The sequence below is a fragment of the Kordiimonas aquimaris genome, from assembly GCF_025574485.1.
Lineage (GTDB): Bacteria > Pseudomonadota > Alphaproteobacteria > Sphingomonadales > Kordiimonadaceae > Kordiimonas > Kordiimonas aquimaris.
The window spans coordinates 160,387-186,572 of the sequence record NZ_JAOBPO010000002.1 but is presented as its reverse complement, the minus strand read 5'-3'; the positions used below and the strand labels follow the sequence as shown (position 1 = coordinate 186,572).

Genomic DNA, 26,186 nt, shown 5'->3' with positions numbered 1-26,186 from the left:
ACAGCCTCATTTTATTATTTAACGCAACCGAAACATGCGATCCGTTTAGAAGATGATATCAGCACGCGTCAGGTCATCAAAATCAGTATTGATCAGGAACACACTGTTACCTGCACCAAGGTCGATCAGAAGACCATCCGCACCATCAATTGTTGTTTCACTGGATGCTGCCACTACAGACGCAGTATCAACAAAATCAATATCTGTTTGCGAAAGATCGAGCGTATCACTTCTGGCAGAAAAATCTGTGATTGTGTCATTACCGGCACCGCTGCCAAAAGCGAAAGTATCGGACCCATTATTACCGGTTAGCGTATCGTTACCTGCTCCGCCTGTAATAATATCCACGCCATTACCAGCAATGATGATGTCATCACCTTCACCGCCGTTCAACGTATCGTTTCCGTTACCACCGTTCAGCGTATCATCGCCGGCATCGCCAGCAATAACATCAGCACCATTACCGCCGTTCACAATGTCAGCCCCGCCGTCACCAAACAGTTGGTCGTTACCGTTACCACCTGATATTTGATCCGCGCCAAAGTCACCAGCCACCGTATCATTGCCGTTGCCACCCGAAAGGGTGTCATCTCCGAGGCCGCCTGTAATATTATCGCTGGCATTGCCGCCACGGATATTTTCACCAGCAATGACCGCCCCGTAAATGATCAAACCGCTATTATCCAAAGCTATCAAATCATCAAACGTTAACCCAATCAGACCAATCAACTGATCGCCAAAGTCAATGCGAACACCGGCGGCCACTTCACTTGCAAACTGCAGCAAGGAAGGCAGATCTGAAGCGCCAAACAAGTTGGAACTGAGGTCCAACACGTCGCCGTCAGCTAGAGATAAGTCAAAGATGATAGTCCTGTCAGCATCACCACTTGTCGTAACAAAAGTATCAGCACCAGCACCGCCGGTAAGAGAGTCTGTGCCTGAACCAACAAGCGTATCATCACCTTCACCACCACCCAACTGGTTGCTGCCTGCGCCGCCATCGATGAAATCGTTGCCGTTGAGGCCTGAAAAATTGTTGTCCCCTGCATCGCCGATAAGGGTGTCGTCAAAGTCGGAACCAAATACATTTTCAATGCCAATAAGCACATCGGCACCACCTTCACCGTCATCAAAAGCAACACCAGCAGACAGATTAACATCCACACCAATTGTATCACCCTCTTCCTGCACTGGGCCACCATCAAAGCCGCGCCCGACGAAAGAATAATTCGCTGTATCTTCAGCCCCTTGCGAACCATCGAGTGTGTCATTGCCGGCACCACCAAACAGAGATACAGGGCCACCAACACCAGTAATTAGTATGTCATCGCCTGCACCACCGAACGCCTCATCTCTGACTGCTCTGTTATCAGTACTTGTGCCCAAATCGAGCGTGTCATTACCGTCACCGCCAACAAGCGTGTCATCACCTTCACCGCCAAACAAAGCATCATCACCGGCACCACCAGAGACAAAATCATTACCTTCTCCGCCGTTCAGAATATCATCACCAGCGTTACCGTTTAATTCGTCATCACCGCCGAGGCCGTCGATTGTGTCATCATTAACCGTGCCAGTAAGAACGTCTGCGTCAGGTGTTCCAACCAGCTGGACACCAACAGGAGCCGTACCGTAGATGATCTGGCCATTCGCATCTGCAGCAATCAACCCATCAATAGTCAAACCTTGAATACCAAGGTTGCCGCTGAAATCACCGATTGGAATATCAATGCCACTGCCAAAATCAATTACAAGCGCCAAAATAGCGTCTAGGTCGGTAAGACCAAGTGTGGTTTGACTAAGGTCCAGCACGTCACCGTCTGCAACATTGAAGTCACCGATGTTGACGAAATCATTTTCAAAATTTGGAATGATGAAAACATCAGCGCCTGAACCACCCAGAAAGAAATCGGAACCACCACCACCAATCAGTGTGTCGTTACCGTCATCTCCGAAAACAATATCTGCACCAGCGCCGCCGTCGATAAAGTCATCGCCTGCATTGCCAAATAACGCATTATTTCCCGCGTCACCAATAATCACATCATTAAAGAATGAACCGCCAACATTTTCGATGCCAATCAGCGTGTCCGTACCACCTTCACCATCATCAACTGTTACGCCGCTAGCAAGGTCAACAAAAACACCTGTTACATCACCGGGTAGTTGAACGGAACCACCATCAACACCAAACCCAACATCGAAATAATCGATCTGATCATTTCCACCCTGCGAACCATCGAGCGTGTCATTGCCTGCGCCGCCAGTTAGCAACTTCGGACCACCTGAGCCACCGATCAACAGATCATCTCCGGCACCCCCGCGCGCTTGATCTGTTGTTAATAAACCATCTCCGCTTGCACCGAGGTCCAGCACATCATTACCATCCCCGCCAACAAGGAAGTCATCGCCTTCGCCGCCGAGCAGAAAGTCATCACCTTCATTACCAAATATGGAATCATTTCCGGTGCCACCGTCGAGAATGTCCGCGCCTTCGCCGCCGCTAATCTCGTCATCGCCTTGATCACCAAAAACTGTGTCAGCGCCAGAAAAACTATTGATTGTATCGTTGCCAGATGTACCTAGAATATCATCCGGTTCGTTAGTGCCTTCAATAAGCATGAAATAGCCCCCAAAATATGTACTTGATATACAATTGTAACTAGAAATAGTACACTTAGGTCTATGGCAAGCCATTGATTAAACGTCAAATAACAATTGTAACTACTTGCAAAATTTGATCACTCATTCAAACGCAGGATGCCAATCGGTCCTGGAGGTGAGCAATAACCGGTGCGGATGCTGCGCAAACTATTGCAGCTTGAAAACTTTCTGCAGCGTCAATGGGGCGTGACAGCATGCGTAGCAATTCACCGCGTGCAATGTGATAAGGCGCGTAATCGGACAATCGTTCCGCGCCTGCCAGCGCTTCAAGCTTCAGAAATGCTTTTTCGGGTGTGCCAGCAAATGCTTGTGCTACGCATGCATTCACAGCTACAACAGGTGAATTAGTCATGGCTTCAAGCCGGACATAAAGCGCACAAATACCGGTCCAGTCTGTTTCGCCGAAATGTTTCGCTGTTGCATGTGCAGCAGCTATGCCTGCCTCAAGGTGGTAACGCGAAAGCGCATCACCCGCCTGCGCCATTGCCAGATGCACCATGCCGCGCTTGATCAACTCAGTGTCCCATAGCGCCCTGTTCTGATCACGCAGTAGCACAAGTCTACCACTCATATCATTATTGGCGGTATCTGGCCCTGTACGCGCCGCAAACCGTGATGCCTGCAAATTCAGTAGTGCTGCTAGTGCGTGCACCGCAGGCTGCACCGTCTCGCGCGCACCAGCCAGCACTTCAGCAAGACGCAAGGCCTCCAGCGCAACGTCCTGCTGTATAAGAGCTTCACCGCGCCGCGGCGCATACCCCAGCGCAAACATCAAATAAATGACCTTCAACACTGTATTCAACCGCGCCTGCACTGCAAAACGGCTAAGATCGTTCAAGTCATGGCTTGTGCCTTCACCATCAAGTGCGCGTAGCTTGCGTTTTGCCCTTGCTAAACGTTGACCCACAGCAGCTTCTTTTTTCAGAAACACAGCGGCAATATCACGGGCGGTAAAACCACTCACCACTTTCAGGGTCAGCATCAGCCTGTCTTCTTCAACAAGGCTGTCGTGGCAGCAAAGAAAAATCAGTTTCAGTTCAGGGTCATTAACCTGCGCACCATAAAACTGGCCGTGCATATGGTCTGCCACTTGCGACATAACCGCATCATCGTGCTGGCGAGGGTCATGTTCGCTTTCATCATCATTGGTGATGGACTGTTCGCGCCCCTCACGGCGCAGACGATCGTATGCCTTATTGCGTGCAACCCGGTTTAACCATGCCGCAGGGCTATCCGGCATGCCCTTAAATGGCCATGACTGCATAGCGGCAATGACAGCGTCCTGAACTACGTCCTCTGCCATCTCAAGCCGCTTAACACCAAGTTTAGTCACAAGGTCAGCAACAAGCCGCCGGCGTTGTGTACGGGCCATGCGCTCAAGTTGCGCGCCAACAAGTTCATGCGCAATCACTTTAGAGGGCGCTGCTTGCGGCGCGGCAGCATTAACACCATCCGCACCGCTTTCCCCAGCTATCGTGCTGTTATTAGCATCTTTTATGTTGTCATGTTCGGTCACATCAACTCAATCAGTCGGCTGCACTTCGCGGATTTCCAGCGTGCTGTTGTGCACCATGTGTGGACATGTTTTCGCTATAGCTACCGCGCTTGCATAATCCGCAGCTTTAATCAGCATAAAGCCACCCAATACTTCAGCCAGTTCAGCCATGGGCGCATCATGCACTTCAATGCCAGTGTCAGTTTTGGTAAGAGTTTTACCTGGTCCATCCGCTAATTTCTCTCCGCCAACATACGTGCCTTCAGCTGACAGTTTCTCGACCCATGCGACATAATCTTTGATGATATCCATATAGTCATCTTCTGTTAAACCATCGTATCTGTCCGGTGCATGATTAAGCAATAATGCATATGTGTTCATTTTAGTTCCCCTTCGCGGTTTATATGGTTGCATATGCAGCACGTTATTTTCTGCCTGCATGACCTAGTGTCGAACAAGCAGACAGTTTTTTGACATTACCATCTCAAAACAGACTTGAAGCATAGGTCAAGAAAAGCTTGGTTACCATTTACTAACCCTTTTGCCTGTAAACTTACGCAGCTGCAGGCACAATGCCTTCATATATCTGGATACAGGCGATCATGGTTGAGCGAAAAATACAGGTTTTCTTTTACGGTGCGCTAATGAGCTCGGACGTCATGCAATCACTTGGGATAAAGCGGCGCGCATTCGCGCCAGCTCAAATAAGCGGTTATGAGTTAATCATTGGTAGCTCAGCCACTTTAGTAGATTCCGGTGACGGTATTGTATACGGCATTCTCGCAAACCTCACCCATACAGAATTAAAGCAGGTTTATGAAAGCCATACGTCCAGCGTAGGTTTGGCAGGATATGTACCAGAGCCTGTTTTGGTACAGACACGCGGCGGCAAGGTCGTTGCAAGCCTGACCTATATTATGCCGGAGGTCGAGAACGCCGCCCCGCGGCCCGGTTATGTAGAGAAAATTCTGGAAGCAGCAAAAAGCTATGGCTTTCCTGCATGGTACAGAACGCACATTCAGCGCTTTCTGCCTCAGTCTGAAGAGCGCGTGGCTTAAGCAACCCTCTGGCTCCTTTTGGTATTACGCGCTATTGTTGTTGTGCGTGATAGGGGGAGAACACGTGACAAGGGGAGTTAAAGCATGGACCGTCGTCTTTTACTAAAGCTGATGGGAGCCGCTGCAGCAACCAGCATGATTGCTCCAATTGCAAATGCTGCAGGCATGCGTGTTGTCGTAGCAGGCGCGGGCATTGTCGGTGCATCCATCGCATATCACCTAGCTAAAGCTGGCGCATCCGTCACCGTTATAGACTCTGAAGGACCAGCAAGCCACGCCAGTCGCGGTACGTTCGCATGGATTAACGCCACATGGGCAAAACAGCCTCGCGCTTACCACGCCCTCAATCAGGAGGGTGTTTCTAATTGGCAAATATTAAGCCAAGAGCTTAATATTCCGCTCAGGCAAACCGGTTCACTGGAATGGTTTGACGGTAACACGCGACAGCAAAAGCTTACAGCCCAGATAGATGAGCAAATCGCGTGGGGTGAACCAGCCCGTATGATTGATGCGGCTGAAGTTGCCAAACTGGAACCGGGCCTCGTATTTGACAGCACAAAAGCCGCTTATTCTGGCAACGATGCCGCAGTAGACCCCGTTGCTGCAACGCATGCTATGCTTAATGCAGCCAAAGCAATGGGCGCAAATCTGATATTCCCCAGCAAGCTCACTGCAGCATCATACTTAGCAGGTGAGCTAAAAGAGGTGACAACAAGCCAAGGTGCAATACGCACAGACAAGTTGGTGCTGGCAACTGGTGCGGCACCCTACATGATGGGTCAATTTACCGGCACTGATTTGCCGCAACGGTCCACACCAGGTGTGATCGCTATTACCAAACCCATGGCCCGGATTATCAACCGAATTATTGCGGCACCCGGGGTGCACATGCATCAACGCGAAGATGGTCGCGTTGTGCTCGGCGAGCAAGACGGTGCACCACAAAACCAAGCACACGCTATGCGCCTTGCCAGCAGACCCAATGCATTCCCAACGCGCGCTTTCGGTGAAGAACATGCTGCGCGCATGCTCGCAGTTGCTGAACAATTTGTTCCTGCAATAGCAACTGCCGAAATCGAGAATGTTTACATAGGCTGGAGGCCATTACCGATTGACGGGCACCCCGTTATAGGTGTGGCACCGAAACAGCCGGACGTATATACAGCGGTTATGCACAGCGGCGTGTCGCTGGCACCGATTGTAGGCCAGCTTGTCGCACACGAACTGTTAACCGGCGAAACAATAGAACGTCTTGGCCCGTATCGCCCTGATCGTGATTTTACTGAAGTTAAACGTTATTAGCTGCGCAAGCGTTCAAGGAAACGGTTAACTGCTGTTTCCAACACACCTGCTTGCTCAGACAAACCACCTGAGGCTTCACCCACAACGGTTGCCGCACCTGCACTGCGTTCAGACATTTCCTGAACACGGCCAACATTCTGGCCCAGGTTTGCAGTACCTTGGCTTGCATTCTGGACACTGCGGCTAATCTCGCCTGTGGACGCTTCCTGCTGTACAACGGCTGCCGCAATCATACCTGAGATCTCACTCACCTGATTGATAGCACCGCGGATAGAATCAACCGCACCCACTGTGTCTTGCGTTGCTTTCTGCATGGCACCCACTTGCTCTTCAATCTCTTGAGTCGCGCGAGCTGTTTGGTTAGCCAGAGACTTAACTTCGCTTGCCACAACAGCAAAACCCTTGCCTGCATCGCCTGCACGCGCAGCCTCAATAGTGGCGTTAAGCGCAAGCAAGTTTGTTTGCTCGGCAATTTCATTGATCAACGTGATCACCTCTGCAATGCGGCCAGACGCATCAGACAAAGAATTAACGCGGTCTCCGGCTTCTTTGGCAACATCCATGGCGTTCATCGTTGTTGTGTTTGCGCTTTCGACCTGCATTCGAATTTCACCGATGGCATCGGTCAGGCCTTGTGTTGCCTCAGCAACTGAAACCATGTCCTGCCCTGTTGCATCTGTAGCTGATGCAGCCGCGTTAACCTCAAGGCCTGTTTGCGCTATAGCGTCTGTCACTGTTTCCGCAGCCATTTGCAGTTCAGCAACCGAACCAGACAACACTTCAATAACGCCCGAAATTTCAGTTTCAAATGTTCCAGCCAGTTCAAGCTGCATGCGCTGACGCTCTGCCGCATTATGTTCAGCCTGCATGCGTTCATCATCAATACGCTTTACATCAGCCTGCCTTCGTTCTTCTTCTGCAGCATGCTCTTCTTCTTCGCGCACAAGCCGCGCAGATTCTGCTTCTTCACGCAACTTCTCGGTTTCCAGAGAATTCTGCCGTAAAAACTCTGCAGCACGTGCCATCGCAGCAATGCCGTCACCGTGATCCATATCCGTAACAGGGTTGGTGTATTGACCTTTAGACAAAGCAACCAATTCATCCTGCAGGCGGCGCAGCGGCCTCATAACACTGGATATAATAGCAACAGACAACGTAACAATCAGAATAAACAAAATGCCAGTGTACCAGTAAACAGTGGTTTGGTGCGCTTCAGCTTCACTTGCTGAAACAGCCCCTTCATTCAACTCCTGAATGAGTGAACTAAACTGCCATACAATGAAAAGAGTACCCAACAAAGACAGTACTGTAAGCGCCCAAATACGCACATTCACTTTAAAATTACGCAAAAAATTGATCATCCAGCTCGCCTCAAAACAAAGGTATTTTCATATAAATTGTTAATGCCCACCATGCCCGCAGCATTTGTAAATACTGTGAAGCTTCATATGGTTGACGCCATTTTGCAGAGAATTCGTTAACTTTACGTAACAATCGAACGCTAATTTACTCTTGAATCGCCCCACTTCGTTCTTATGTGATTTATATAAAGAAAATAAATAATGAATTAACAGCGAGCGATCAGGAGGAGCAAATGCGCCTATTAATGGCGATTTTTTTACCACCCATAGTTTTCTTTACAATTAACCGCCCTTTTCAGGGGATATTCTGTGCGTTTTTATGGCTAACAGTAATCGGCTGGCCCGTGGCCGCAATTTGGGCCGTTTATTCCTTGAGCCAATACCGCAACGAGGAACTGCGCCGTGACATGGATTATGGCCGCCGTTACAGCCGGTATCGTTGATTCGGCTCTAGTTAGACGCACATAAAGACAGCATGGAGACTATATTATGATTGGTGCAATTCTTATTGGTGCCGCAGCAGGCTATTTCGCGGGACATATCTTGCGCGGTCGCGGTTACGGTGCACTTGGCAACATTGTACTTGGTGTATTGGGCGGTGTGCTCGGTGATCTGGCATTCGGCGCACTCGGCCTTGGCCCTCACAACCTCATTGGTGACTTGATCTCCGCAACCGTAGGCTCGGTAGTTCTTGTGTATTTCTTTGGCAAGAAAAAGCATGGTGGCCGCGATGATGATTAAAACCGTTCTCTAGCATGCACAATGCTTGCTAGAGCATACGCTTGAGAACCGAGCGCTTTTTAACAATCTGGTGATAAACCACCCCGCCAATATGCAACAGGAACAAAACTGCCAGCATGTACCAGCTAGCAACATGCAGCCCTTCCCAGAACTGGTGGCGCGGTATATCTCGCTCAAACGGTGTCGGGATCGAGAACAAGTCAAAGAAAGGCACATCCCAGCCAACTGTCATCAACGACATACTGCCGGTTATCACTTGCGTGGCAACAAATACATAGAAACCCATATGAACAATGTGTGCGAGCCGCGCTTGTGTCTTGTTTTCGCTAAAGGCCCTGGGCGCTGTGTTGAACATCCGCCAACCAAACCGAACTGCCAACAGCAGCACCGCCAACACCCCTGCTGATGCATGCAGTCTGATTAATGCACTTTTTTCGTCACCGCGCGGCATGTCGCTCATGTAAAGCCCAAAGGCCACCAGCCCGATCAGTAATACTGCCATGATCCAATGCATGGCTTTTGCAAGCCAGCCATATTCACTTTCAGTATTACTAATTGCCATCGTTACCTCCTACGGTTTCGCATGTGATTCTAGAAACTAGATGTCCAGGACACAGTTGTACGGAAGTTTCTGTTAACACCCGGCACACCTGCAAACACACGCTCTGCATTGGCGTTAAAGATGTTATTCACGCCCATATCAACCCGCAAGCCTTGCAGCGGCCCTTCGGTTGGCTGCCACACAAGGTATGTATCAACTGTCTCGTAGGCGCGGCGCTCGTTTGCTGGATCATTCACCTTTGTCAGCGCGCCAGAAAACTCGGCACGCGCACCAACACGCAGGCTTTGTGCCGGCATCTTCACTTCACCAACAAGGTTCAACCGGTTTGGTGTCAGGATACCGACAAAATCACCCGTGTCTTGGTCGGTGCCGTCAATGGTTGCGTAAGCGGCAGACAGATACAAATAGTCGCTGCTATATTGCCCTTCGATCTCGAAACCTGTGATTTCGGCACTTGCTGTGTTCACATTGCGGCTGGTGCCTGATGTACACACGCCCGGAATGGGCGCAAAGCATGACGGCGAAAATTCCACATTCACCTCAAGGTCAATCAGGTTCGTCACGTCATTGTCGTAGTAGCTACCTTTGATAACCAACTTGTCACCATCAGTAGCAACATCTTCAAATGTCAGGCCTGCACCAAACTCAAACGCTTTGGCCCGTTCGGATTGCAAATCAAGGTTTGGCACAAAGAAATTAGGCGCAAACACACCCGGCCCCGCAGGAATAACAAAATGCAGGTTATCAGCGAATATCTCGTTGAATGACGGTGCGCGAAAGGCCTCGGAATAATTACCAAACAACAAGAGCCAATCGGTAGGTGTGTAAGATATGCCGATTTTAGGAGACGTTGCACCATCGCTGGAGTTCAAGCTGGCGTCGCGGTCTGATGTGTTGTCGAAATCATCATAGCGCACTGCCGGAATAATCCGGAAACCACCAATGGCCGTTGGAATGGCAAAGTCGGCCTGAATGAAAGCACCAAATGTTTCAGACGTTGCATCAGGTACGCCGCCGCGTGTGCCGTCTGCCGTTGTATTATCAAGACCAACCTGTTCATCACGGTAATATTCACCGCCGTATGTGAAAGTAACACTGGCATCACCGCCCAAAGCGAATTTGGAACGGTTATCGGCAACAAAGCCATATGTTTTTACACGGCGTGAAATTTCACGTGTGGTGTCCAGTTCGGCTTCATCAACGCGCGCGCGTGTTGTGTATGCCACAATGCCCAGATCAATCAGGTCACTGTCAGGGTTATAGGTCAGGCCGCCGCGCCATGTTTCGCTGCGGATATCCTTGTCAACCAGATCACCGGTTGAAATGCCTTGGCCGTTGTTTGGCTCACGCGCGTCGTTGTTAAACTTCAGCCACGAGAAATCGAGCTTGAGGTCATCGCTGACCTGTGCCGAAAACTTAACAAGACCTGATGCAATCTCGTCGTCGCCCTGCAGGTCAGCGCCGCGCGCCAGATTAATGTCGCTAGAATCCCTGAAGCTCAAGCTGGCAAGGCCACTGTAAGCACCGTCAGCAGACTGACCAAATACTGTCCCGCCGTATAACCATTCGTCGTTTGCACCCTGAAAACCGCCTTTAACACGGTAACCAAATTGATTGTCTTCACCGAGCAGGTCGCGTGCATCCACTGTCTCAAAAGCGATCACACCACCGATGGCACTGGAGCCATAAAGGGCAGAACCCGGGCCACGCACCACTTCAGCAGAGCGCAGCAGATCTGGCTCAATGAAAAAGCGGCCATCATGACCAGACAGGAAATTCTGGCGCACACCGTCAAACAGCACCAGCACGCCTTCGCCGGAAATACCGCGTAGCGCTGGTGTTTCACCCGTGCGTCGTGGGCCGCCGTCAAACTGCACGCCCGGTGTGGATGCGAAAATCTCGGAGATGCTGGCAGCAATGCGTGCGTCAATCTCGTCCTTGGAAATAACACTAACCGCACCCGGGAAAGTGAAAACATCAGATTCACCGCGCGTTGCTGTTACGCTGATCTCTTCAATCTCTGTGCCGTCATAATCGGCTGCCTCTTCTGCAAGCGCATGTGTAGCTGCTAAAGCCGATGCAGACAAAGACATGCCAACCAAGCACGAGACTTTTGCTGCTGTACTGCGTGTTTTAATCGCATTGTGAAAATTCATGTTCCTGAGCCTTATTTATTGTTGCGAATGATTCGCATTTACATTAAAAGACCTCTAACAACATGTTTTTGATAATGCAAGTTAGAATCATTATTATTTTAAGGATGAGGAAATGACACTAGGGAACACAGTAAATCGGGCGTGGGCACAGACGGCTGATCAGGCGACAGACCAAACGACAGGACGAGCAAGGCAAGCAGCAGGTGAAGCAACAACACGCGCAAAACCACATACGTTGATGCAAACAGTCAAACGGGCAATCGGCATAACTGCCATTGCATTTGGTATGACAGCGTGCGGCGCAACATCCCAGAACAGCGGCGGCTTGGTAGCCACGTCTGCACCGCAGGCAAAAACAGCCAGCACTATAGAGCAAGCCAGTATAGAACAAGCCGCTATAAAAAGAGACCGGCAGGCTATTCTTGCGATGGTGGGTGACTTTGACGTGACGTTTGATTTCCGCGAAACAGTGTCTTTCCAGCAAGGCTATACGCCAAAAGACCCCTACGTAACCGGCGCAACCGAAATTGTACGTGTTATCGAAGACCGCGGTGATTTTATCAGCCTTCAACACATTCTGCTGGTAGGCAAAGAGAGAAACACCCCGATCAAGCATTGGCGGCAAGACTGGTCGTACGAACCAACATCAATCACGCGCTTTATCGGTGCAAACGGTTGGGATGTTGTGGCACTTAACCCTGCCGACACCAAAGGCCAATGGGCACAGTTTGTTTATCAGGTAGATGACGGCCCGCGCTATGCAGCCCTTGGCATTTGGGAGTACACGAGCGGTGCACCAGAATGGGCAGGCCACAAAGCATGGCGCCCTCTTCCCCGCCGCGACGCAACAAAGCGCAGCGACTATCACGCCATTGAAGCCGTTAACCGCCATGCGATTACACCAAACGGCTGGGTGCACGAACAGGACAACACCAAACTGATACTGGACGGTGCAAACCCGCAAATATTGGTGCGCGAAGTGGGCGTTAACACATACGTGCGCACCAACAGCGTTGATGCCACCGCCGCCCTTGAATACTGGGACAAAACCAAAGGCTTTTGGCAGGCCATCCGCGCTGAATGGACACGGCTGGAAACAGGCACAGATGCATTTGGCCTGACGGTGCAAGGCGAGCCTGAAAAGGTTTATATGCAAATTCTGGGCGTAGCATCCGCAGTGGCAGATGGCAGCATGAGCGAACGCGACGGTATCAAAGATGCACTTGATATCATCAAGACCTATACGGAGACAGACCTTGCCCCCGTGCATGTGCGCTTGAGTGTTGCAGACAGCCAAGACACCGGCGAGTAACTGCGCACACACATTTTTGCACGCAGCTGCAAACAAACACAAACGGCGCGGGCTTATTGCTTCGCGTCGATATTTTATGGGTACCATTTTCCGGTGAGCTAATGCCCTGTTACGCCAGCTATAGCGGTTAATTATGATTGCAGGTTACGCCGCGCCGACAAGAACTGTTTAACAACAACCTTTGACCTTGTGACTTATAGCACGCGGTTATCAACACATGATTTAACCGCGCACACTTGTGGTAAAGGCTCAAGGAACCAAACCAATCATTACGGTAAGCTGCTGAAGCGCCTGCAAATACAAAATGACTGGGACAAACGCAATTGCGCATAAAAAATTAATCGCCCCAAGCTCTGATGTATTGCCTTGATCAGACGGTTGGCACACCCCTCGCCCTACGACACGGGCATTACCTTATGGCACAGTGTTGAAATTATCAGCACCACAAAAGAAAACGGCGCGAACCGAAGTTCACACCGTTTTAAATTCTTAAAAGCCTAGCCTGTTAAACTAGCTTGCTCGTCCTAGGTTGGGCTGCCCGGGCTCACGATAACCTCAATCGGTACAATCTGCGCTGGGTTTGGCTCCGGAATAGTCGGGACAACAGGCACATTTGGCGGAGGAGGAGGAGGCGTATCACCAGTCACAACAACAGGTGCTACTGGAGCACCAGGAACATTAACAGGTATTGGTGGTGCAGCTGGCGGTGTTGGTGTTGACTGTGCTACCACAACCGCTGTTGACGTTTGAACGTTCGAACCTTGTGAACCGCCAGCATCAGAGTAAGACTGTGCCGCAGCACCACCAGACGATGCAACCGCAGTTTCCACAGCCGCCGCAGAAGCAGTATCACCGCCTTCAGCAGCAGTTGTTGCAACCGCACTGGCAACACCACCAACAGTTGCTTGAGTTGCAGCGCTTGCACCGCTTGCAACCGTTACAGCCTGAGTAACCAGCGCTGCAGCACCAGCTGTATCACTTGCCGAAACAGTAGCCGCAGCTTTTGAAAGCGCAATCGCTAAGCCGTCCGTATTGCCTGAAGCCATCTCGTTATCAATAATAGTTTGCAAGGCGGCCGGATCGTTTGCAGCTGCTATCAACTGCGCCTCAAGGCTTTCTAGGAACTGCGCTGTTGCCGCGCTCATTAAGGATGTAGGCATCAACAACGGGGCACCCAGTGCCATACCAAAAGCTGCTGCAATAATTGCTATACGCATCGTTAAACTCCTTATCATTCTCTCGCTTGGCGTACCATCACGCCGACCACCCGAAAGAATCGAAAATTCAATTGCCTAATTTATCTCAAAAATATGAGCCATTGTCAAAGAAACAATAAAGTCAATTTCTTTACAAAACATTGCCTTACACAACCTGCGACAAAAATATCACGCACTATGACAGCGCTCATCGCTTACTGACTGAAGCGAGACGGGCTGTACCACTGCGTTTGGGCGTCCATGCGCGCGACATCATCCGGCACACCGTGGCCCAAAATCAGGCTGGCAGCAAAGCGTGACCACGCCGGTGATGTTTGAATGCCGTAACCGCCTTGGCCTGCATTCCAGAAAAAGCCGTCCTGATTCGCATCAAAGCCGATAACAGGCAACCGGTCGGCTGCGAAGGTGCGCAGACCTGCCCATTTGGCATCAACACCCCGTACACTGGCGCCTGTCGTGCGCTCAAAATGATCAACCGCAATGGCCACATCTTCGTTCTCTGGCTGTGTGTCACACGCAGGGCTTGGTGTTTCGTCTGCCGGAGAAACCAGATAGCCATCACCCTCGGGTTTGAAGTAAAATGCCTCATCAAGGTCAAGTACAACAGGCAGGTTTTTATCAAAAACAAGTCCTGTGGGGTTTGATATAGTAACAAGCGTGCGGCGCATCGGCTTGAAACCGAGTGGCTTAACGCCTGCACATTTTGCCACCGCATCAGCCCACGCACCTGCACAGTTCACAATAACCTTTGCCCGCACGGTGCACCCTCGCAAGACCACATTCCACGTACCATCTTCATAAATGGCATGTTCAAGGCCTGCTTCCAGCGTCACTTCTGCGCCCATTTTTTTGGCCGCGCGCAAATAACCCTGATGCAAGGCTGCAACATCCAGATTACCGCATTCGCTATCAGAAATGCCGCCGATGAACGGACCACCCGCAAGCTGCGGCACGGCCTGTATGAGCGCGGCCTCACTCAGGAGTGTCACGTGCGGCAGTATCTTCTTCGTTTGCTCGAACTGTTCAATAGCCCGCTGTTTTCGTGCTTCATCAAAAATGTGCAAGGCACCCAGTTTGGTAATGAGCGGCACATCCGAAAAACCAAGTGGTGGGTTATGCAGGAAGTCTTTTGAAGCCGTAGTTAAGGGCTGCACACGCGGGCCGCCGTATGTTTCAGCGTAAAATGCAGCAGAGCGCCCCGTTGTGTGATATCCGGCCTGCGCTTCCATATCCACAAGCAGCACACGGCCATGCCCTGCCAGCCGATATGCCATGCCGGCACCTGCAATGCCTGCACCAACGATAAGAAAATCAACAGTTTTCATAGATACTCCGCACACTCATAAAACCAGTGATCATGGGCATTGATCTTACCGTGGTTCTTGTGGTCTAACAAAGTCGTATTTGCAAGCATTGTTGTTTGCTGCCGGTTGTGGGTAACCGGCGATAAATGGGCAATAAATTATGGGGCGCGGCGTGACCAAACAACTTGATGATCAAATGATTGAAGAACTAAAGGCGTTTGCATGCCAGCTGGCAGATGCGGCAGAGAAGGTTTCCTTGCTGCATTTCCGCAAGAAAGTGGCTGTTGAAGACAAAGGCAACCCTGACTGGTTTGATCCGGTGACGGTTGCAGACCGCGGCGCTGAAGAAGCGATCCGCGCATTAATCGACACCCACTACCCAGAGCACAACATTGTTGGCGAGGAATTTGGCGTCAAGAAAACCGATAGCCTGTTTGAATGGGTGCTGGACCCCATCGACGGCACCCGCGCCTTTATTTCAGGCCTGCCAACATGGGGCACGCTCATAGCGTTGAAATACGACGGAGTGCCTGTCATTGGTGTGATTGACCAGCCTTATTTGAAAGAGCGTTATCTGGGCTGGACAACGGGTGCCACACTGAACGGTGAACCGATATCCACACGGGCATGCGAAGGCCTGAACAACGCGACCATCTCCACAACCGATGCAGACCTGTTTAACGCAAATGAGCGCCCCTTGTTTGATGATATTCTGGGACAGTCTCGCCTTGTTCGCTATGGCATGGATTGTTACGCCTACGGCATTGTCGCTGCCGGTCACATGGATGCTGTTATCGAGGCAGGCCTGCAACCATACGATATGATGGCGCTTATTCCGGTGGTGCGCGGCGCAGGCGGTGTTGCCGTTAACTGGAATGGCGACGCACCCGGCGCTGACGGACGATTGATTGCAGCCGGTGACAGCCGCGTGGCCAAACAAATGCTTGAGGTGACCCGGCGGCTAGCATAGCGTTGGCATAATGCAAGCAACTGAACATAAGGCGGCAGGCACAGCTACACGCAAAAGTCAGTCGCCATTTTTTGCACAAGTATTAGATAGCCAAAAAGCTAGATAGCCGAAAAATCAGGGCCATTTTCCAGATCGATAAATTCGCCAATTGCTTTCCAAACCTCGGCACGGTGTTCATCTGTTTCCTTCAGAATTTCGTGCATAGCGCCTTCAATCACAACGAGCTTGCCATTTGGTAATCGTTCAGCAAATTTGGTTTGGGCATCATTATCAACAATTGCGTCCTCACCAGCCTGCAAAATAAGCACAGGCGCCTGAATGGCTTCAGGGTAACCTGGTGATTGCAACTTGTCACAAGAGCGCAGTGCCTCACGCAGCCATTTGTAGGTGGCGCCACCAACAGCAAGGCGTCGGTCTTTTTCCTTTATGAAAAAGTCTTCATCGCAGAAGCGGTCATCATCATGCGTTAGTTTGCGCCGCCAGCCCCAGCGCCCATCCTTGAACGGGCCGTGACCCGGAATATATTTTGCCCCCAAGCCCATATAACGCATGGCTATGGTTAGCCATTTCGGGATAAAACGTGGCACGCCGCCGGTAAATACATCCACCATCGGTGCAACTGTAATGGCGGCCTTGGCAAGGCGCGGATATTCTTTCATCACACGCAAGATAACATGACTGCCGGCCGAGTGCCCCATAAGGATAAAAGGCGCTGGCATTTTATTGGTCAACGCTTTTTCAAAAAGGGTTTTTACATCTTCAATATGCGGTTCGAAACTGCGCACAAAATGCCTGTCGCGGTCAGCATGAGGGCGATATGACATACCCTGCCCGCGCAGGTCCATTGCAGCACAGGCAAAGCCAAGGTCATTCCAGATATGAACGTCTTCAATAAATTTTTCGATGAATTCTGTACGGCCTGGCAGGAATATAACAGTGCCTTTTGCTTCCAGCACACGGCTGGCAGGGAAGCGGGCATAGCGTAGCATTTCGCCGTCATATGACGGAAAATAATTAAAGACCGCATCAGAAGGCGGTTCTCTTCGCTCTCGTTTCGCTCTCGCCAACATCTCTGCCGTTGGCAACGTCTCTTTGGTCACAATGCAATCCTGTTTAACGGCTTCTACAAACCTAACGCTCATGCGACCACCCAACCCTTCGATGCCATTACCCGGCAATAGTTTCAAGAATAAAAACCATATTTAACAGTCACATATTTGTAACAAACGAGTGATTCGCCTAGTCAGCCTGCCATTGCATATGATTTGCACTCGCAAAAATAAATAAAACTACATCCATTTTCGCTACCGCTTAAGAATGAAAAACCATGAAATTTAACATCAATAGACTCACGTGCTGTTTTAAATTCACTAGATGTAACGGAAGGTTCCTAATTTAATTAAAACTATGTTGCTTATTTCACAGAGCATAAACCCTGTACTATTTAACCGTAATCTTTCCTAAAATTGTCTGGTTTCCTTTACCGAATATACGCTTAGTGCCTTCATTGTTGCTGAACAACCGCCTCAATTTGGGGCTGACTATCAGGCAAACAATCATGAAACACTTAGACAAAAATCAAGTAACAACGACGTCGCTTAACAAATATGGCACTATAACTAAGAAGGCAGCAAAACATCCGCGGCGCTGGTGGCAAAAACTTTACACCGATGTGTGCAGTGACGAGCGCGGCAGTTTGATACCAGCCGTTGCAGGCGGTGTTATAATGTTGACCGGTGCAGCCGGCTTGTCAGTGGACGGTGCGCGCATGTTCTATGTGAAAGATGTGCTGCAAAAGTCACTGGACAGTGCCGGGCTTGCAGCTGGTCACGCACTTGATGTTGATTTTCTGGAAAGTGACGCTCGTGAATTTTTTGATGCTAACATTGCATCTGTTGACGGGCTTGTTTCATCGTCTGACATGTCAGTGGTCGTGAGCGACGACAACGAACAAATCACCCTAACGGCTTCAGCCACCATTGGCGCCACATTCATGAGTATTTTCGGCGTACACGATATAACCGTTACCGCTAGCACCGAGATCACCCGCGAAACCCGGGGTATGGAACTGGTACTGGTGATGGACAACACTGGCTCCATGAGACACAGCGGTAAAATCGACACCATGAAAGAAGCCGCAACAAATCTGGTCAACACTGTTTACGGCGACGAAGAAACCAACACCAACCTGTGGGTCGGCGTAGTGCCATACATCACACATGTGAATGTAGGCGGCGCACACGATGCCTGGCTTTCACCAGCAGGGCAAACACTGGTTGACTTGGGCTATGTGGATACAGAATGGATGGGCTGTATTGAAGCCCGCCCCGATGGGCTAGACGAAACCGATGATCCGCCATCTGTGGAACCGTTTGAGCCATTCTACTGGGAAGATACAGATCGCACCTGGATTGCGCGTCTTGGACGTTTTCGTTACGGCGGCAACAACTGGATCGATGATGAAGATGACGACAAAATAACCATCAACGAAATTAACAGCAGAAGCAATGCGCGTGGCCCCAACCGCGGGTGCGGTGAACAGATCACGCCGTTGGTGGCTGAAAAAACCAAAGTACTGAATGCAATCGATGATATGGCGCCGTGGTCTTTTGGCGGCACCGCAACACCTATGGGTCTGGTGTGGGGATGGCGTGTTCTCAGTCCGCGCTGGCGTGGCCTTTGGGCAGGTGCGGCTCTTGGCACACCTGTTGATTATGCCACACCTTTTATGGATAAAGTGATTGTGGTGCTAACAGACGGCAAGAACGAATTTATCAGTGATGAAGTTGAATTTGGCCGATCGGATTATTCAGCATACGGCAAAATTGTAGATATGGGCCACACATCAATCGGGGATGCACGCGATGACCTCGATGATCGCTTTGACCGTGTGTGTGCCAACGCCAAAAATGACGGTGTGATCATATACTCGATCACTTTTGGCAGCACACCAGATGATGATGTACAGAGCGCATTTCGTACCTGCGCCACCAATCCAAGCTTTTACTTTCATGCACCAACAGCGTCTTCGCTGGAAGAAGCATTTGAGACCATTGGCAGGCAGCTCTCTAACTTGCGGTTGTCACGCTGATGGCCTGCTTTACACAAACATTTAAACGCCTTCGTCGCAGGCTACGCCACGATGAGCGCGGTGCGGCCATGATAGAGGCTGCTCTTGGCCTGCCCATTCTGCTAACGGCAATGGTGGGTGTATTTGAAGTGGCAAACTTTTTCTTTGTATCCACAGCTGTTGAAAATGCGGTGCTGCATGCATCCCGTTTTGGGGTAACAGGCTCAACAGACGACGGTACCACCCGAGAAGATCAGGTGCGCGCCATCATCGCGGAACAAACTTTTGGCCGCGTGGACATGAGCACCGTACAAATCGACACATTAGTGTACCAACAGTTTGCAGACATCGGACAACCCGAACCTTTTACCGACACCAATGGCAGCGGTGAATATGACGACGGCGAACCATACTCAGACGTGAACGGCAACGGCGCATGGGACGACGACATGGCTGTCGCGGACCTTGGCGGCGCAGGCGATATTGTATTGTACCGCGTGTCTTATGCAGCCAACAGCCTAACCGGTTTCATGGACTGGGCACACCGGGCCATGAACATCAGCTCAACAGTGGCGGTGCGCAATGAACCCTTTTAAACAAGTAGAGAAGCAGCAGCGGCCACCCAAGCTCGCATGCTTCATACGGCGCCTTAAACGCGATGAGCGCGGCGCCATTCTTGCTGAAATTGGGCTGGCACTGCCATTGTTGCTTGGCATGCTAACCGGCGTTGTGGAAGTTGGTAATTACTTGCTGGTAAATCTGAAACTACAGCACACAGTGGTTTCGATTGCAGACCTGACCACGCGCGATGAAAACATAACAGGTGCCGTTCTTGCTGACATATTCAATGCAGCGCCACAAATTATGGCGCCGTTTGATATGGGTGCAGATGCAGTGGTGATTGTGTCAGCCATCAGCCAAAACGAAGACACACCCGCGAGCGTGTTCTGGCAACGGTCTGGCGGCGGCACCCTTGATAAAGACAGCGAGTTTGGCATTGAAGGCGAAGCACCTAACCTGCCAGACGGGCTAACCCTTCGCGATGATGAAACCATTCTGGCAACAGAGATATATTATGCCTACCGGCCGCTTATTTTTCAGTTCCTGCCAGAACAGGTGATCCGCAAGTCATCATTCTTCCGCCCACGCATCGGTGCCCTGCAAGAGATTGAATGACGTAAGCTCCCTACCGTGATTATAGAAATACGCTGGCAACCGTGATAGCTTTACAGCTGAAGGGGATAATATTGTGAGCAAGCTAACCATTTCACGCCGCGGCATACTTGGCTCGATCATCGCAACGGGCGCAAGCCTTGGCGTTGCGAAAGCAAGTGACAAAAAAACTGTCACACCGCCGCATACCGAAGGCCCGTTTTATCCTATTACTTCCCAGGCTGACAAAGACGCAGACTTGACACAGATTGCTGGTAGGACTGAAACAGCTATCGGCACCCCCATCATTGTTGAAGGGCAAATTTTCGATGATGACGGACGACCAATCCCCAACGCAGTTGTTGATATATGGCAAGCCAACGCCGCAGGCCGTTATGCCCATGAAGCTGATCCCAACACGGCACCGCTTGACCCTAACTTCCAAAGCTGGGCTATCATGAAAACTGACGGCGAAGGCCGATATAGATTCAAGACAGTAAAACCAGGCGCATACCCTGTGACAGACGACTGGTCGCGGCCTCCCCACATTCATTTTAAAGTATCACGTCGTGGTTTCCGCGAAATTACAACGCAAATGTATTTTGAGGGCGAAGCATTAAATGATGTTGATCAACTTTTAAACGAGCTGCCTCTCAAAATGCGCCCAACACTGATAGCTCAGCAAAAAGACAGCAACGCCCCATTTAAGTTTGATGTGGTTCTGGCAAAAGTTTAATTGTTACGCTTTCTTTCAATTGTGGATGACGCTCAACTTTTGTTCATCTTACTTTTGCCCTTCTTCCTTGTTCATAATCTGTTCAGGCGATCTGTGGTGTATTCGTCTTCATAAATAGAAACGATTCGCACTACAGCAAGACGAACACGAGGAAAAAAGGACAAGGATATGACCTTTACCAATATAGTAGATGGACGCACAGTTTTTGACGGCTCTGGCAGTGACAGCATTTTTCGCGCGCCAGATACTGACGACTTTCTGGTCGGTGGTGGCGGTAATGATGTTTTGTCTGGTCGCGGCGGTGACGACTTCATCATTGGTGGTGGCTTTGATGATGGTCAGTTCCTTGATTTTGACTTTTACGGCGACCTGAATTTCTTTGCGCCGGTTGTTCCTGACGGCACAAGCTTTGACGGCGCAGACACACTGTTTGGCGGTGCAGGCAATGACACTCTGATCGGCGCAGGCTTTAACGACGGTGCCGTGAATGACAATGGTCGTTTTGACTTCGGCGAAGTTGAAGGCCCGGCCTTTGCCATTGCAATCTTCCCGGCTGACTTGCCTGAAAATGTTATTTGGGGCGGATCAGGTAATGACCTGGCGCTTGGCGGCTTTTTTGCTGACACCATTGGCGGCGGCACAGGCAATGATGATGTATCAGGCCTTGCAGGCGACGACTTGTTGTTCGGCGGCAGCGGCAATGACATTGTTGATGGCGGTAGTGGCTTCGATGACATCTGGGGCGGATCAGGTAATGACGAGATTTTTGGCGGCAGCGGCGATGATGTAATCGGTGGCGGCTCTGGCAATGACACAGTTTCAGCTGGTAGCGGCAACGACACTGTATACGGCGGCGTTGGTAACGACGATATTGCCGGAGCAGAAGGCGCAGACGCCCTATACGGCGGATCTGGCAATGACATTGTTTGGGGCGATGCCGGTGATGATGACATTTTTGGTGGCACGGGGAATGACATTCTGATCGGCGGCACAGGCGAAGATTTCTTTTATTTCGCAGATGGCCACGGCCAGGACACGATCGACGACTTCGATATTTTTGATGACACGCTCGTGTTTGAAAACATTACCGAGATCGGCAACCTGAACGACCTGTTATTCTTCTCGTTTGAAACAATCATCGACGGCCAGTTTGGTGTGCTGATTGAGACTACTTCAGTCGACGACTTGTTCCTGACAGGATTAACGCTTGATGATCTGTCAGTTGCCGATGTGATCTACTGATCAAAAGCAAGTAAACATATTACAGAATCTTTTCCGGAATTTGGCACGAACGCCGGAAAAGTAAGTAAGCGGCATCTCAGGTATTTTCCCCCTTAACCTGAGGTGCCGTTTCGCGTTCAGTGGTTTGCAGCTAAAACAGCCCGTAAAACCGAGTCTTTAGATGATCTCTATCTTCAAAATTATCGCGATATCCTCCGTGATTCGATTAACATTCCACTGAATTAAACGATCATTGACCACCTATATCTGTGATATTTCCTGGAAAATCCGAAAAAAATCTATTTATTTTCAAGTTTCCCGACTTGTTTCCAAATTCATTAAAATTAACGCAATGCTGAAAAACCAAGTGTTTAAACCAGCTTCTCAATTCGCTTAAAATTTGAACTAAACTATATATAAAATTTAATATAACTTATTGTTTTTAAATGATTTTTAGAAAATTACGTTAACTTTTTGTTTATGACTCGAGCGCTAATCATTGTGCATCCAATCTTGGCAGTCGGAGAAAGAAAATGCTTAAGTTTATAAACACGTTAAAACGCAATGAAGAAGGCGCAACCGCCATTGAATATGGTTTGATCGCTGCACTTGTTGCCATCGCACTTATCACGTCACTCAACGTTTTGGGCACATCACTCGATGGTATGTTCACAGGCGTATCTGACACACTAGACGCTAACGCACCAGCTGCTGGCGGCGGTGCTGCACCTGCTGATCCACCAGCGGGCACTTAATCTAGCTAAGTTCCTCGGAACTTCACTAACAGGCTAACGCACAGATAGCCGCTGGGGGCACTGTTTTCCAGCGGCTATTCTTTTGGAAATACGACCAACCACCCAAGCAGGTTTATGCACCGGAAAGCGTATAAACCCGCAATACATGGTGGTCTATCAGGTGGACGAATGATTAACATTCAAACAGGCATATATATAGGGGTTGCAGGCATCCTTTTGTGGGCGGCAGCAACTGACCTGAAGGATAGGCGGATACCCAACATCCAGCCACTTATTATCCTTGGCCTGTTCGGCATATTAGCGCTATCGCGCTTGATTGCAGGGGATGAACTTACGCACGCATTTCTATGGCCTGCACTATCAGGTTTGATTGTCTTTGCGTTCTGTATCGTTCTTTTTGCACTCAGGCTCATGGGCGGCGGTGATGTTAAGCTAATGGCAGTAGTGGCATTGATTGCCGGCCCTGCCTTCAGTCTTTCATTCTTGTTTTATGTGGCTATTGCAGGTGGCATAGTTGCCTTTGCCATGATGATACATAAATCGTTAATCGTTCAAACAAATGAACCACCTAAGGTCCCTTACGGCGTTGCCATTATGGCGGGCGGTGTATGGGTATGTTTCCAAAAGATTCCACTAGCGTCAGCCTGACTATGTAACCCGTGAAATGACCGAACTATTTCGGCAATTTTCACAAATGTATTCGTCAGGAGACAGGGCATGAATCCCAGAAATCTAATCCTAATCACAGTTGCTCTTATTGGTGTGGTCGGTGTGGTATTTTTCACGCGCTCTTTCCTAGAGGATGTCACACGCCAATCTCAGCAAGTGCAAGCTGTCACGCTTTCAGCGCCCGCTGCACGCATTCTAGTTGCGGCAAAAGAATTACCTGTTGGCACAATACTGACCGCAGATCATACAATTTGGCAGGCATGGCCCGAAGAAGGCGTTAACGAAGCTTATTTTGTTGACGGTCAGCAAAAGCCTAAAGACCTGGAAGGCAAAGTTGTCCGCTCGCCGATAAGTCTGGGTGAGCCAATGACCAAATCGTCGTTGGTGGCACAGGGAGAGCGTGGCTTTATGGCTGCTGTATTGTCGCCTGGCATGCGCGCCGCCACAGTGAAGCTGTCACCTGTTGCTGGTATTGGCGGCTTTATCTTCCCCGGTGATCGTGTTGACGTCATCTTGACCCACACCATAGAGGTATCCCGCTCAGAGAAATACACAGCCGCGGAAACTGTATTCCAAAACGTGCGCGTACTAGCCGTTGATCAGCGCAGCGCTGCGCAAGGCGACAAAATTCAAATTGCAAAGACAGCGACGCTTGAGGTGACGCCTAAGATGGCGGAAAAAGTGGCCATGCTGGAAAACATCGGCTCGCTTTCACTCAGCTTGCGCAGTCTCGCAAATGCAGGCGGTGATCCGCTGGACGCCAACCCGGATAGCCCGCCAATCAGCCGCACCCTCACGCACACACTCGGGCATGAAGTAAGCCAGTTTCTACCTGAAATGGACGCAGAAACATCAGCAGGAACAATACGCATCAGCCGCGGCAATCAACTGACCACCATTGATACTGGCAACGCATCCAAAAAAGATAAAAACACGCTAGAAATAGGGGACGACCAATGAGCCGCTTTAAACATATTAAAAAAGCAGCCCGTGCGGCGACAGTTATGACAATGGTCGCCAGCATCAACAGCCTCAACGCAGAAGCACCAAGCACACCGCCTGTAACACATGCAGTGCTTCATGAAGGCCAACGTGACGGTGCACGAGTACTGGCTCCCAAAGCGGGCTTGCTCAGTGTCGAGGTTAATAAAGGCACACTCATTCGGCTTGATCGCCCCGCATCAGAAGTGTTCATCGCTAACCCGGACATTGCCGACGTTCAGGTAAAATCAAGCCGGGTGATTTACATCTTCGGTAAAGCGCAAGGTGAAACCACTTTTTATGCGCTTGATAAAGATGACAGAACAATTTTCTCATCAAATGTCACTGTTACACGCAACCTAAGCGCTCTGAGAGGTGCTTTTGATCAGCTTATGCCAGGTGCACCGCTGCGTGCCACCATGATGGGACAACTTGTCGTTCTTGAAGGTAATGTTGGCTCACCGGCAGAGGCTGCAATGGCGGAACAACTTGCGAATTCAGTACTTGCAACTGACAAGGTTATGAACAGCATCAATGTGCTGCAACCCACTCAGGTTAATCTGCGCGTTCGCATCGCAGAGGTGAAACGGTCCGTACTTAAACAGCTCGGTGTTAACTGGGAAGGTTTCTATTCAGGCTCAAACGTTGGCTTTGGTATTGCGCAAGGGCGCGATGTTTCAAACATCATTGCGGACCCCGTCACACAGCTGCCCATTGAGGTGTTTGAGCGTCCAGATGTCGGCAACTCCCTTATCGGTGAAATCTTCACGGGCGGCCTGGACTTGAACTATGCAATTGACGCGCTTGATCAGGAAGGTTTTATCAAACTATTGGCAGAGCCAAACCTTACGGCACTGACCGGTCAAAGCGCCAACTTTCTAGCAGGCGGCGAATTCCCAATTCCTGTACCCAGCCGCGACGGCCTCGGCATTGAATACCGCGAGTTTGGTGTAAAGCTGGAGTTTACACCAACGGTGATGAGCACAGGCAGTATTTCTATGCACATCAAACCTGAAGTGAGTGACTTGTCCTCTGCTGGTGCCATTCGGGTTGAAGGCATCAGTGTACCTTCCATCAGCACCCGCCGTGCAGAAACAACGGTTGAACTTGGTAGCGGTCAGTCTTTTGCAATTGCAGGGCTGATCCAAAACAACCTTGTACAGGATAGCAACAAGTTTCCAGGGCTCGGCGACATTCCAATCCTTGGTGCCCTGTTTCGCTCCGAAGAGTTTCGCCGTGAGGAAACCGAGCTTCTGATTGTTGTAACACCCTACATCGTGCGCCCGGTAAGCGACAGGCAAATGGCGCTGCCAACAGACCGGTTCATCGCACCTAACGATATGGAACGTTATTTGTTCAGTAAAAAATGGGTAGCAAACAGCCGAGGCGACCTTGCGAACCAGGACCAAAAAGCAGGGCCTTCCCTAAAACGCCGCGCTGGCTTCACACTTGATTAGAAG

The 26,186-nt window shown here is 50.2% G+C and carries 24 protein-coding genes; 15 read left to right on the top strand and 9 right to left on the bottom strand.

Annotated features, from left to right (window positions below):
* Nucleotides 1-45: 45 nt before the first annotated feature.
* The 3 genes from OEU88_RS06590 to OEU88_RS06580 all read right to left on the bottom strand — a co-directional run bounded on the left by OEU88_RS06590 (nt 46) and on the right by OEU88_RS06580 (nt 4,540).
* Complete coding sequence (locus OEU88_RS06590) at nt 46-2,622, bottom strand: beta strand repeat-containing protein (protein ID WP_262694343.1); 2,577 nt, start codon at nt 2,620-2,622, stop codon at nt 46-48.
* A 127-nt stretch (nt 2,623-2,749) separates the two neighbouring features.
* The gene (locus OEU88_RS06585) at nt 2,750-4,180 is read right to left on the bottom strand and encodes an RNA polymerase sigma factor (RefSeq protein WP_262694342.1); all 1,431 of its coding nucleotides are present in this window, start codon (nt 4,178-4,180) and stop codon (nt 2,750-2,752) included.
* 6 nt (nt 4,181-4,186) lie between these two features.
* Nucleotides 4,187-4,540, bottom strand: coding sequence for a YciI family protein (locus OEU88_RS06580; RefSeq protein WP_262694341.1), 354 nt, complete (start codon nt 4,538-4,540; stop codon nt 4,187-4,189).
* 191 nt (nt 4,541-4,731) lie between these two features.
* Here OEU88_RS06580 and OEU88_RS06575 point away from each other — a divergent pair, with 191 nt between their 5' ends.
* Together OEU88_RS06575 and OEU88_RS06570 are read left to right on the top strand one after the other, a co-directional pair.
* Entirely contained in the window at nt 4,732-5,217 is a 486-nt protein-coding gene (locus OEU88_RS06575; RefSeq protein WP_262694340.1) for a gamma-glutamylcyclotransferase family protein, read from the top strand.
* Between the two features lie 84 nt (nt 5,218-5,301).
* On the top strand, nt 5,302-6,519 hold the full coding sequence (locus tag OEU88_RS06570) for an NAD(P)/FAD-dependent oxidoreductase (protein WP_262694339.1): 1,218 nt from the start codon (nt 5,302-5,304) through the stop codon (nt 6,517-6,519).
* On the opposite strand, the gene OEU88_RS06565 is transcribed toward OEU88_RS06570, so the two are convergent.
* Nucleotides 6,516-7,880 (bottom strand): methyl-accepting chemotaxis protein, encoded by a 1,365-nt coding sequence (locus tag OEU88_RS06565; RefSeq protein WP_262694338.1) that lies wholly within the window; start codon nt 7,878-7,880, stop codon nt 6,516-6,518. The two genes, OEU88_RS06570 and OEU88_RS06565, sit on opposite strands and share 4 nt — an antisense overlap.
* Nucleotides 7,881-8,113: 233 nt before the next feature.
* On the opposite strand from OEU88_RS06565, the gene OEU88_RS06560 reads away from it, so the two are divergent.
* Nucleotides 8,114-8,323, top strand: coding sequence for a YqaE/Pmp3 family membrane protein (locus OEU88_RS06560; protein WP_262694337.1), 210 nt, complete (start codon nt 8,114-8,116; stop codon nt 8,321-8,323).
* Between the two features lie 46 nt (nt 8,324-8,369).
* The gene (locus tag OEU88_RS06555) at nt 8,370-8,621 is read left to right on the top strand and encodes a GlsB/YeaQ/YmgE family stress response membrane protein (protein WP_262694336.1); all 252 of its coding nucleotides are present in this window, start codon (nt 8,370-8,372) and stop codon (nt 8,619-8,621) included.
* Nucleotides 8,622-8,649: 28 nt separating this feature from the next.
* Here OEU88_RS06555 and OEU88_RS06550 read toward each other — a convergent pair whose 3' ends face one another.
* Entirely contained in the window at nt 8,650-9,183 is a 534-nt protein-coding gene (locus tag OEU88_RS06550) for a cytochrome b (protein ID WP_262694335.1), read from the bottom strand.
* Between the two features lie 29 nt (nt 9,184-9,212).
* Entirely contained in the window at nt 9,213-11,339 is a 2,127-nt protein-coding gene (locus OEU88_RS06545) for a TonB-dependent hemoglobin/transferrin/lactoferrin family receptor (protein ID WP_262694334.1), read from the bottom strand.
* A 112-nt stretch (nt 11,340-11,451) separates the two neighbouring features.
* Here OEU88_RS06545 and OEU88_RS06540 point away from each other — a divergent pair, with 112 nt between their 5' ends.
* Nucleotides 11,452-12,651 (top strand): DUF6607 family protein, encoded by a 1,200-nt coding sequence (locus OEU88_RS06540; protein ID WP_262694333.1) that lies wholly within the window; start codon nt 11,452-11,454, stop codon nt 12,649-12,651.
* A 524-nt stretch (nt 12,652-13,175) separates the two neighbouring features.
* Here the strand turns inward: OEU88_RS06540 and OEU88_RS06535 are convergent.
* Nucleotides 13,176-13,868 carry a hypothetical protein gene (locus OEU88_RS06535; protein ID WP_262694332.1) on the bottom strand — a complete coding sequence of 231 codons (693 nt, stop codon included), beginning with the start codon at nt 13,866-13,868 and terminating at the stop codon, nt 13,176-13,178.
* A gap of 194 nt (nt 13,869-14,062) precedes the next feature.
* A complete protein-coding gene (locus OEU88_RS06530; RefSeq protein ID WP_262694331.1) occupies nt 14,063-15,193 on the bottom strand; it encodes an NAD(P)/FAD-dependent oxidoreductase in 1,131 nt (376 codons plus the stop codon).
* 175 nt (nt 15,194-15,368) lie between these two features.
* Here OEU88_RS06530 and hisN point away from each other — a divergent pair, with 175 nt between their 5' ends.
* Nucleotides 15,369-16,142: a histidinol-phosphatase gene (gene hisN, locus OEU88_RS06525; RefSeq protein WP_394805241.1), complete on the top strand. Its 774-nt coding sequence runs from the start codon at nt 15,369-15,371 to the stop codon at nt 16,140-16,142.
* A gap of 98 nt (nt 16,143-16,240) precedes the next feature.
* Here the strand turns inward: hisN and OEU88_RS06520 are convergent, their stop codons facing one another.
* A complete protein-coding gene (locus tag OEU88_RS06520; protein ID WP_262694329.1) occupies nt 16,241-17,329 on the bottom strand; it encodes an alpha/beta fold hydrolase in 1,089 nt (362 codons plus the stop codon).
* A gap of 371 nt (nt 17,330-17,700) precedes the next feature.
* Between OEU88_RS06520 and OEU88_RS06515 the strand changes: the two genes are divergently transcribed.
* From OEU88_RS06515 to OEU88_RS06475, 9 genes are all read left to right on the top strand, one after another.
* Nucleotides 17,701-19,233 (top strand): TadE/TadG family type IV pilus assembly protein, encoded by a 1,533-nt coding sequence (locus tag OEU88_RS06515; RefSeq protein ID WP_262694328.1) that lies wholly within the window; start codon nt 17,701-17,703, stop codon nt 19,231-19,233.
* Complete coding sequence (locus OEU88_RS06510) at nt 19,233-19,808, top strand: TadE/TadG family type IV pilus assembly protein (protein ID WP_262694327.1); 576 nt, start codon at nt 19,233-19,235, stop codon at nt 19,806-19,808. Before OEU88_RS06515 ends, OEU88_RS06510 begins: the two co-directional genes overlap by 1 nt.
* The gene (locus tag OEU88_RS06505; RefSeq protein WP_262694326.1) at nt 19,795-20,388 is read left to right on the top strand and encodes a TadE/TadG family type IV pilus assembly protein; all 594 of its coding nucleotides are present in this window, start codon (nt 19,795-19,797) and stop codon (nt 20,386-20,388) included. The genes OEU88_RS06510 and OEU88_RS06505 overlap by 14 nt, the downstream gene beginning before the upstream one ends.
* A gap of 73 nt (nt 20,389-20,461) precedes the next feature.
* Complete coding sequence (locus OEU88_RS06500; RefSeq protein ID WP_262694325.1) at nt 20,462-21,100, top strand: protocatechuate 3,4-dioxygenase; 639 nt, start codon at nt 20,462-20,464, stop codon at nt 21,098-21,100.
* 168 nt (nt 21,101-21,268) lie between these two features.
* A complete protein-coding gene (locus OEU88_RS06495; protein WP_262694324.1) occupies nt 21,269-22,342 on the top strand; it encodes a calcium-binding protein in 1,074 nt (357 codons plus the stop codon).
* A gap of 512 nt (nt 22,343-22,854) precedes the next feature.
* Nucleotides 22,855-23,076 carry a Flp family type IVb pilin gene (locus OEU88_RS06490; RefSeq protein ID WP_262694323.1) on the top strand — a complete coding sequence of 74 codons (222 nt, stop codon included), beginning with the start codon at nt 22,855-22,857 and terminating at the stop codon, nt 23,074-23,076.
* 168 nt (nt 23,077-23,244) lie between these two features.
* Nucleotides 23,245-23,724, top strand: coding sequence for an A24 family peptidase (locus OEU88_RS06485; protein WP_262694322.1), 480 nt, complete (start codon nt 23,245-23,247; stop codon nt 23,722-23,724).
* Nucleotides 23,725-23,793: 69 nt separating this feature from the next.
* Nucleotides 23,794-24,705: a Flp pilus assembly protein CpaB gene (gene cpaB / locus OEU88_RS06480; protein WP_262694321.1), complete on the top strand. Its 912-nt coding sequence runs from the start codon at nt 23,794-23,796 to the stop codon at nt 24,703-24,705.
* Nucleotides 24,702-26,183 (top strand): type II and III secretion system protein family protein, encoded by a 1,482-nt coding sequence (locus tag OEU88_RS06475; RefSeq protein WP_262694320.1) that lies wholly within the window; start codon nt 24,702-24,704, stop codon nt 26,181-26,183. The genes cpaB and OEU88_RS06475 overlap by 4 nt, the downstream gene beginning before the upstream one ends.
* The last annotated feature ends 3 nt before the right edge of the window (nt 26,184-26,186 follow it).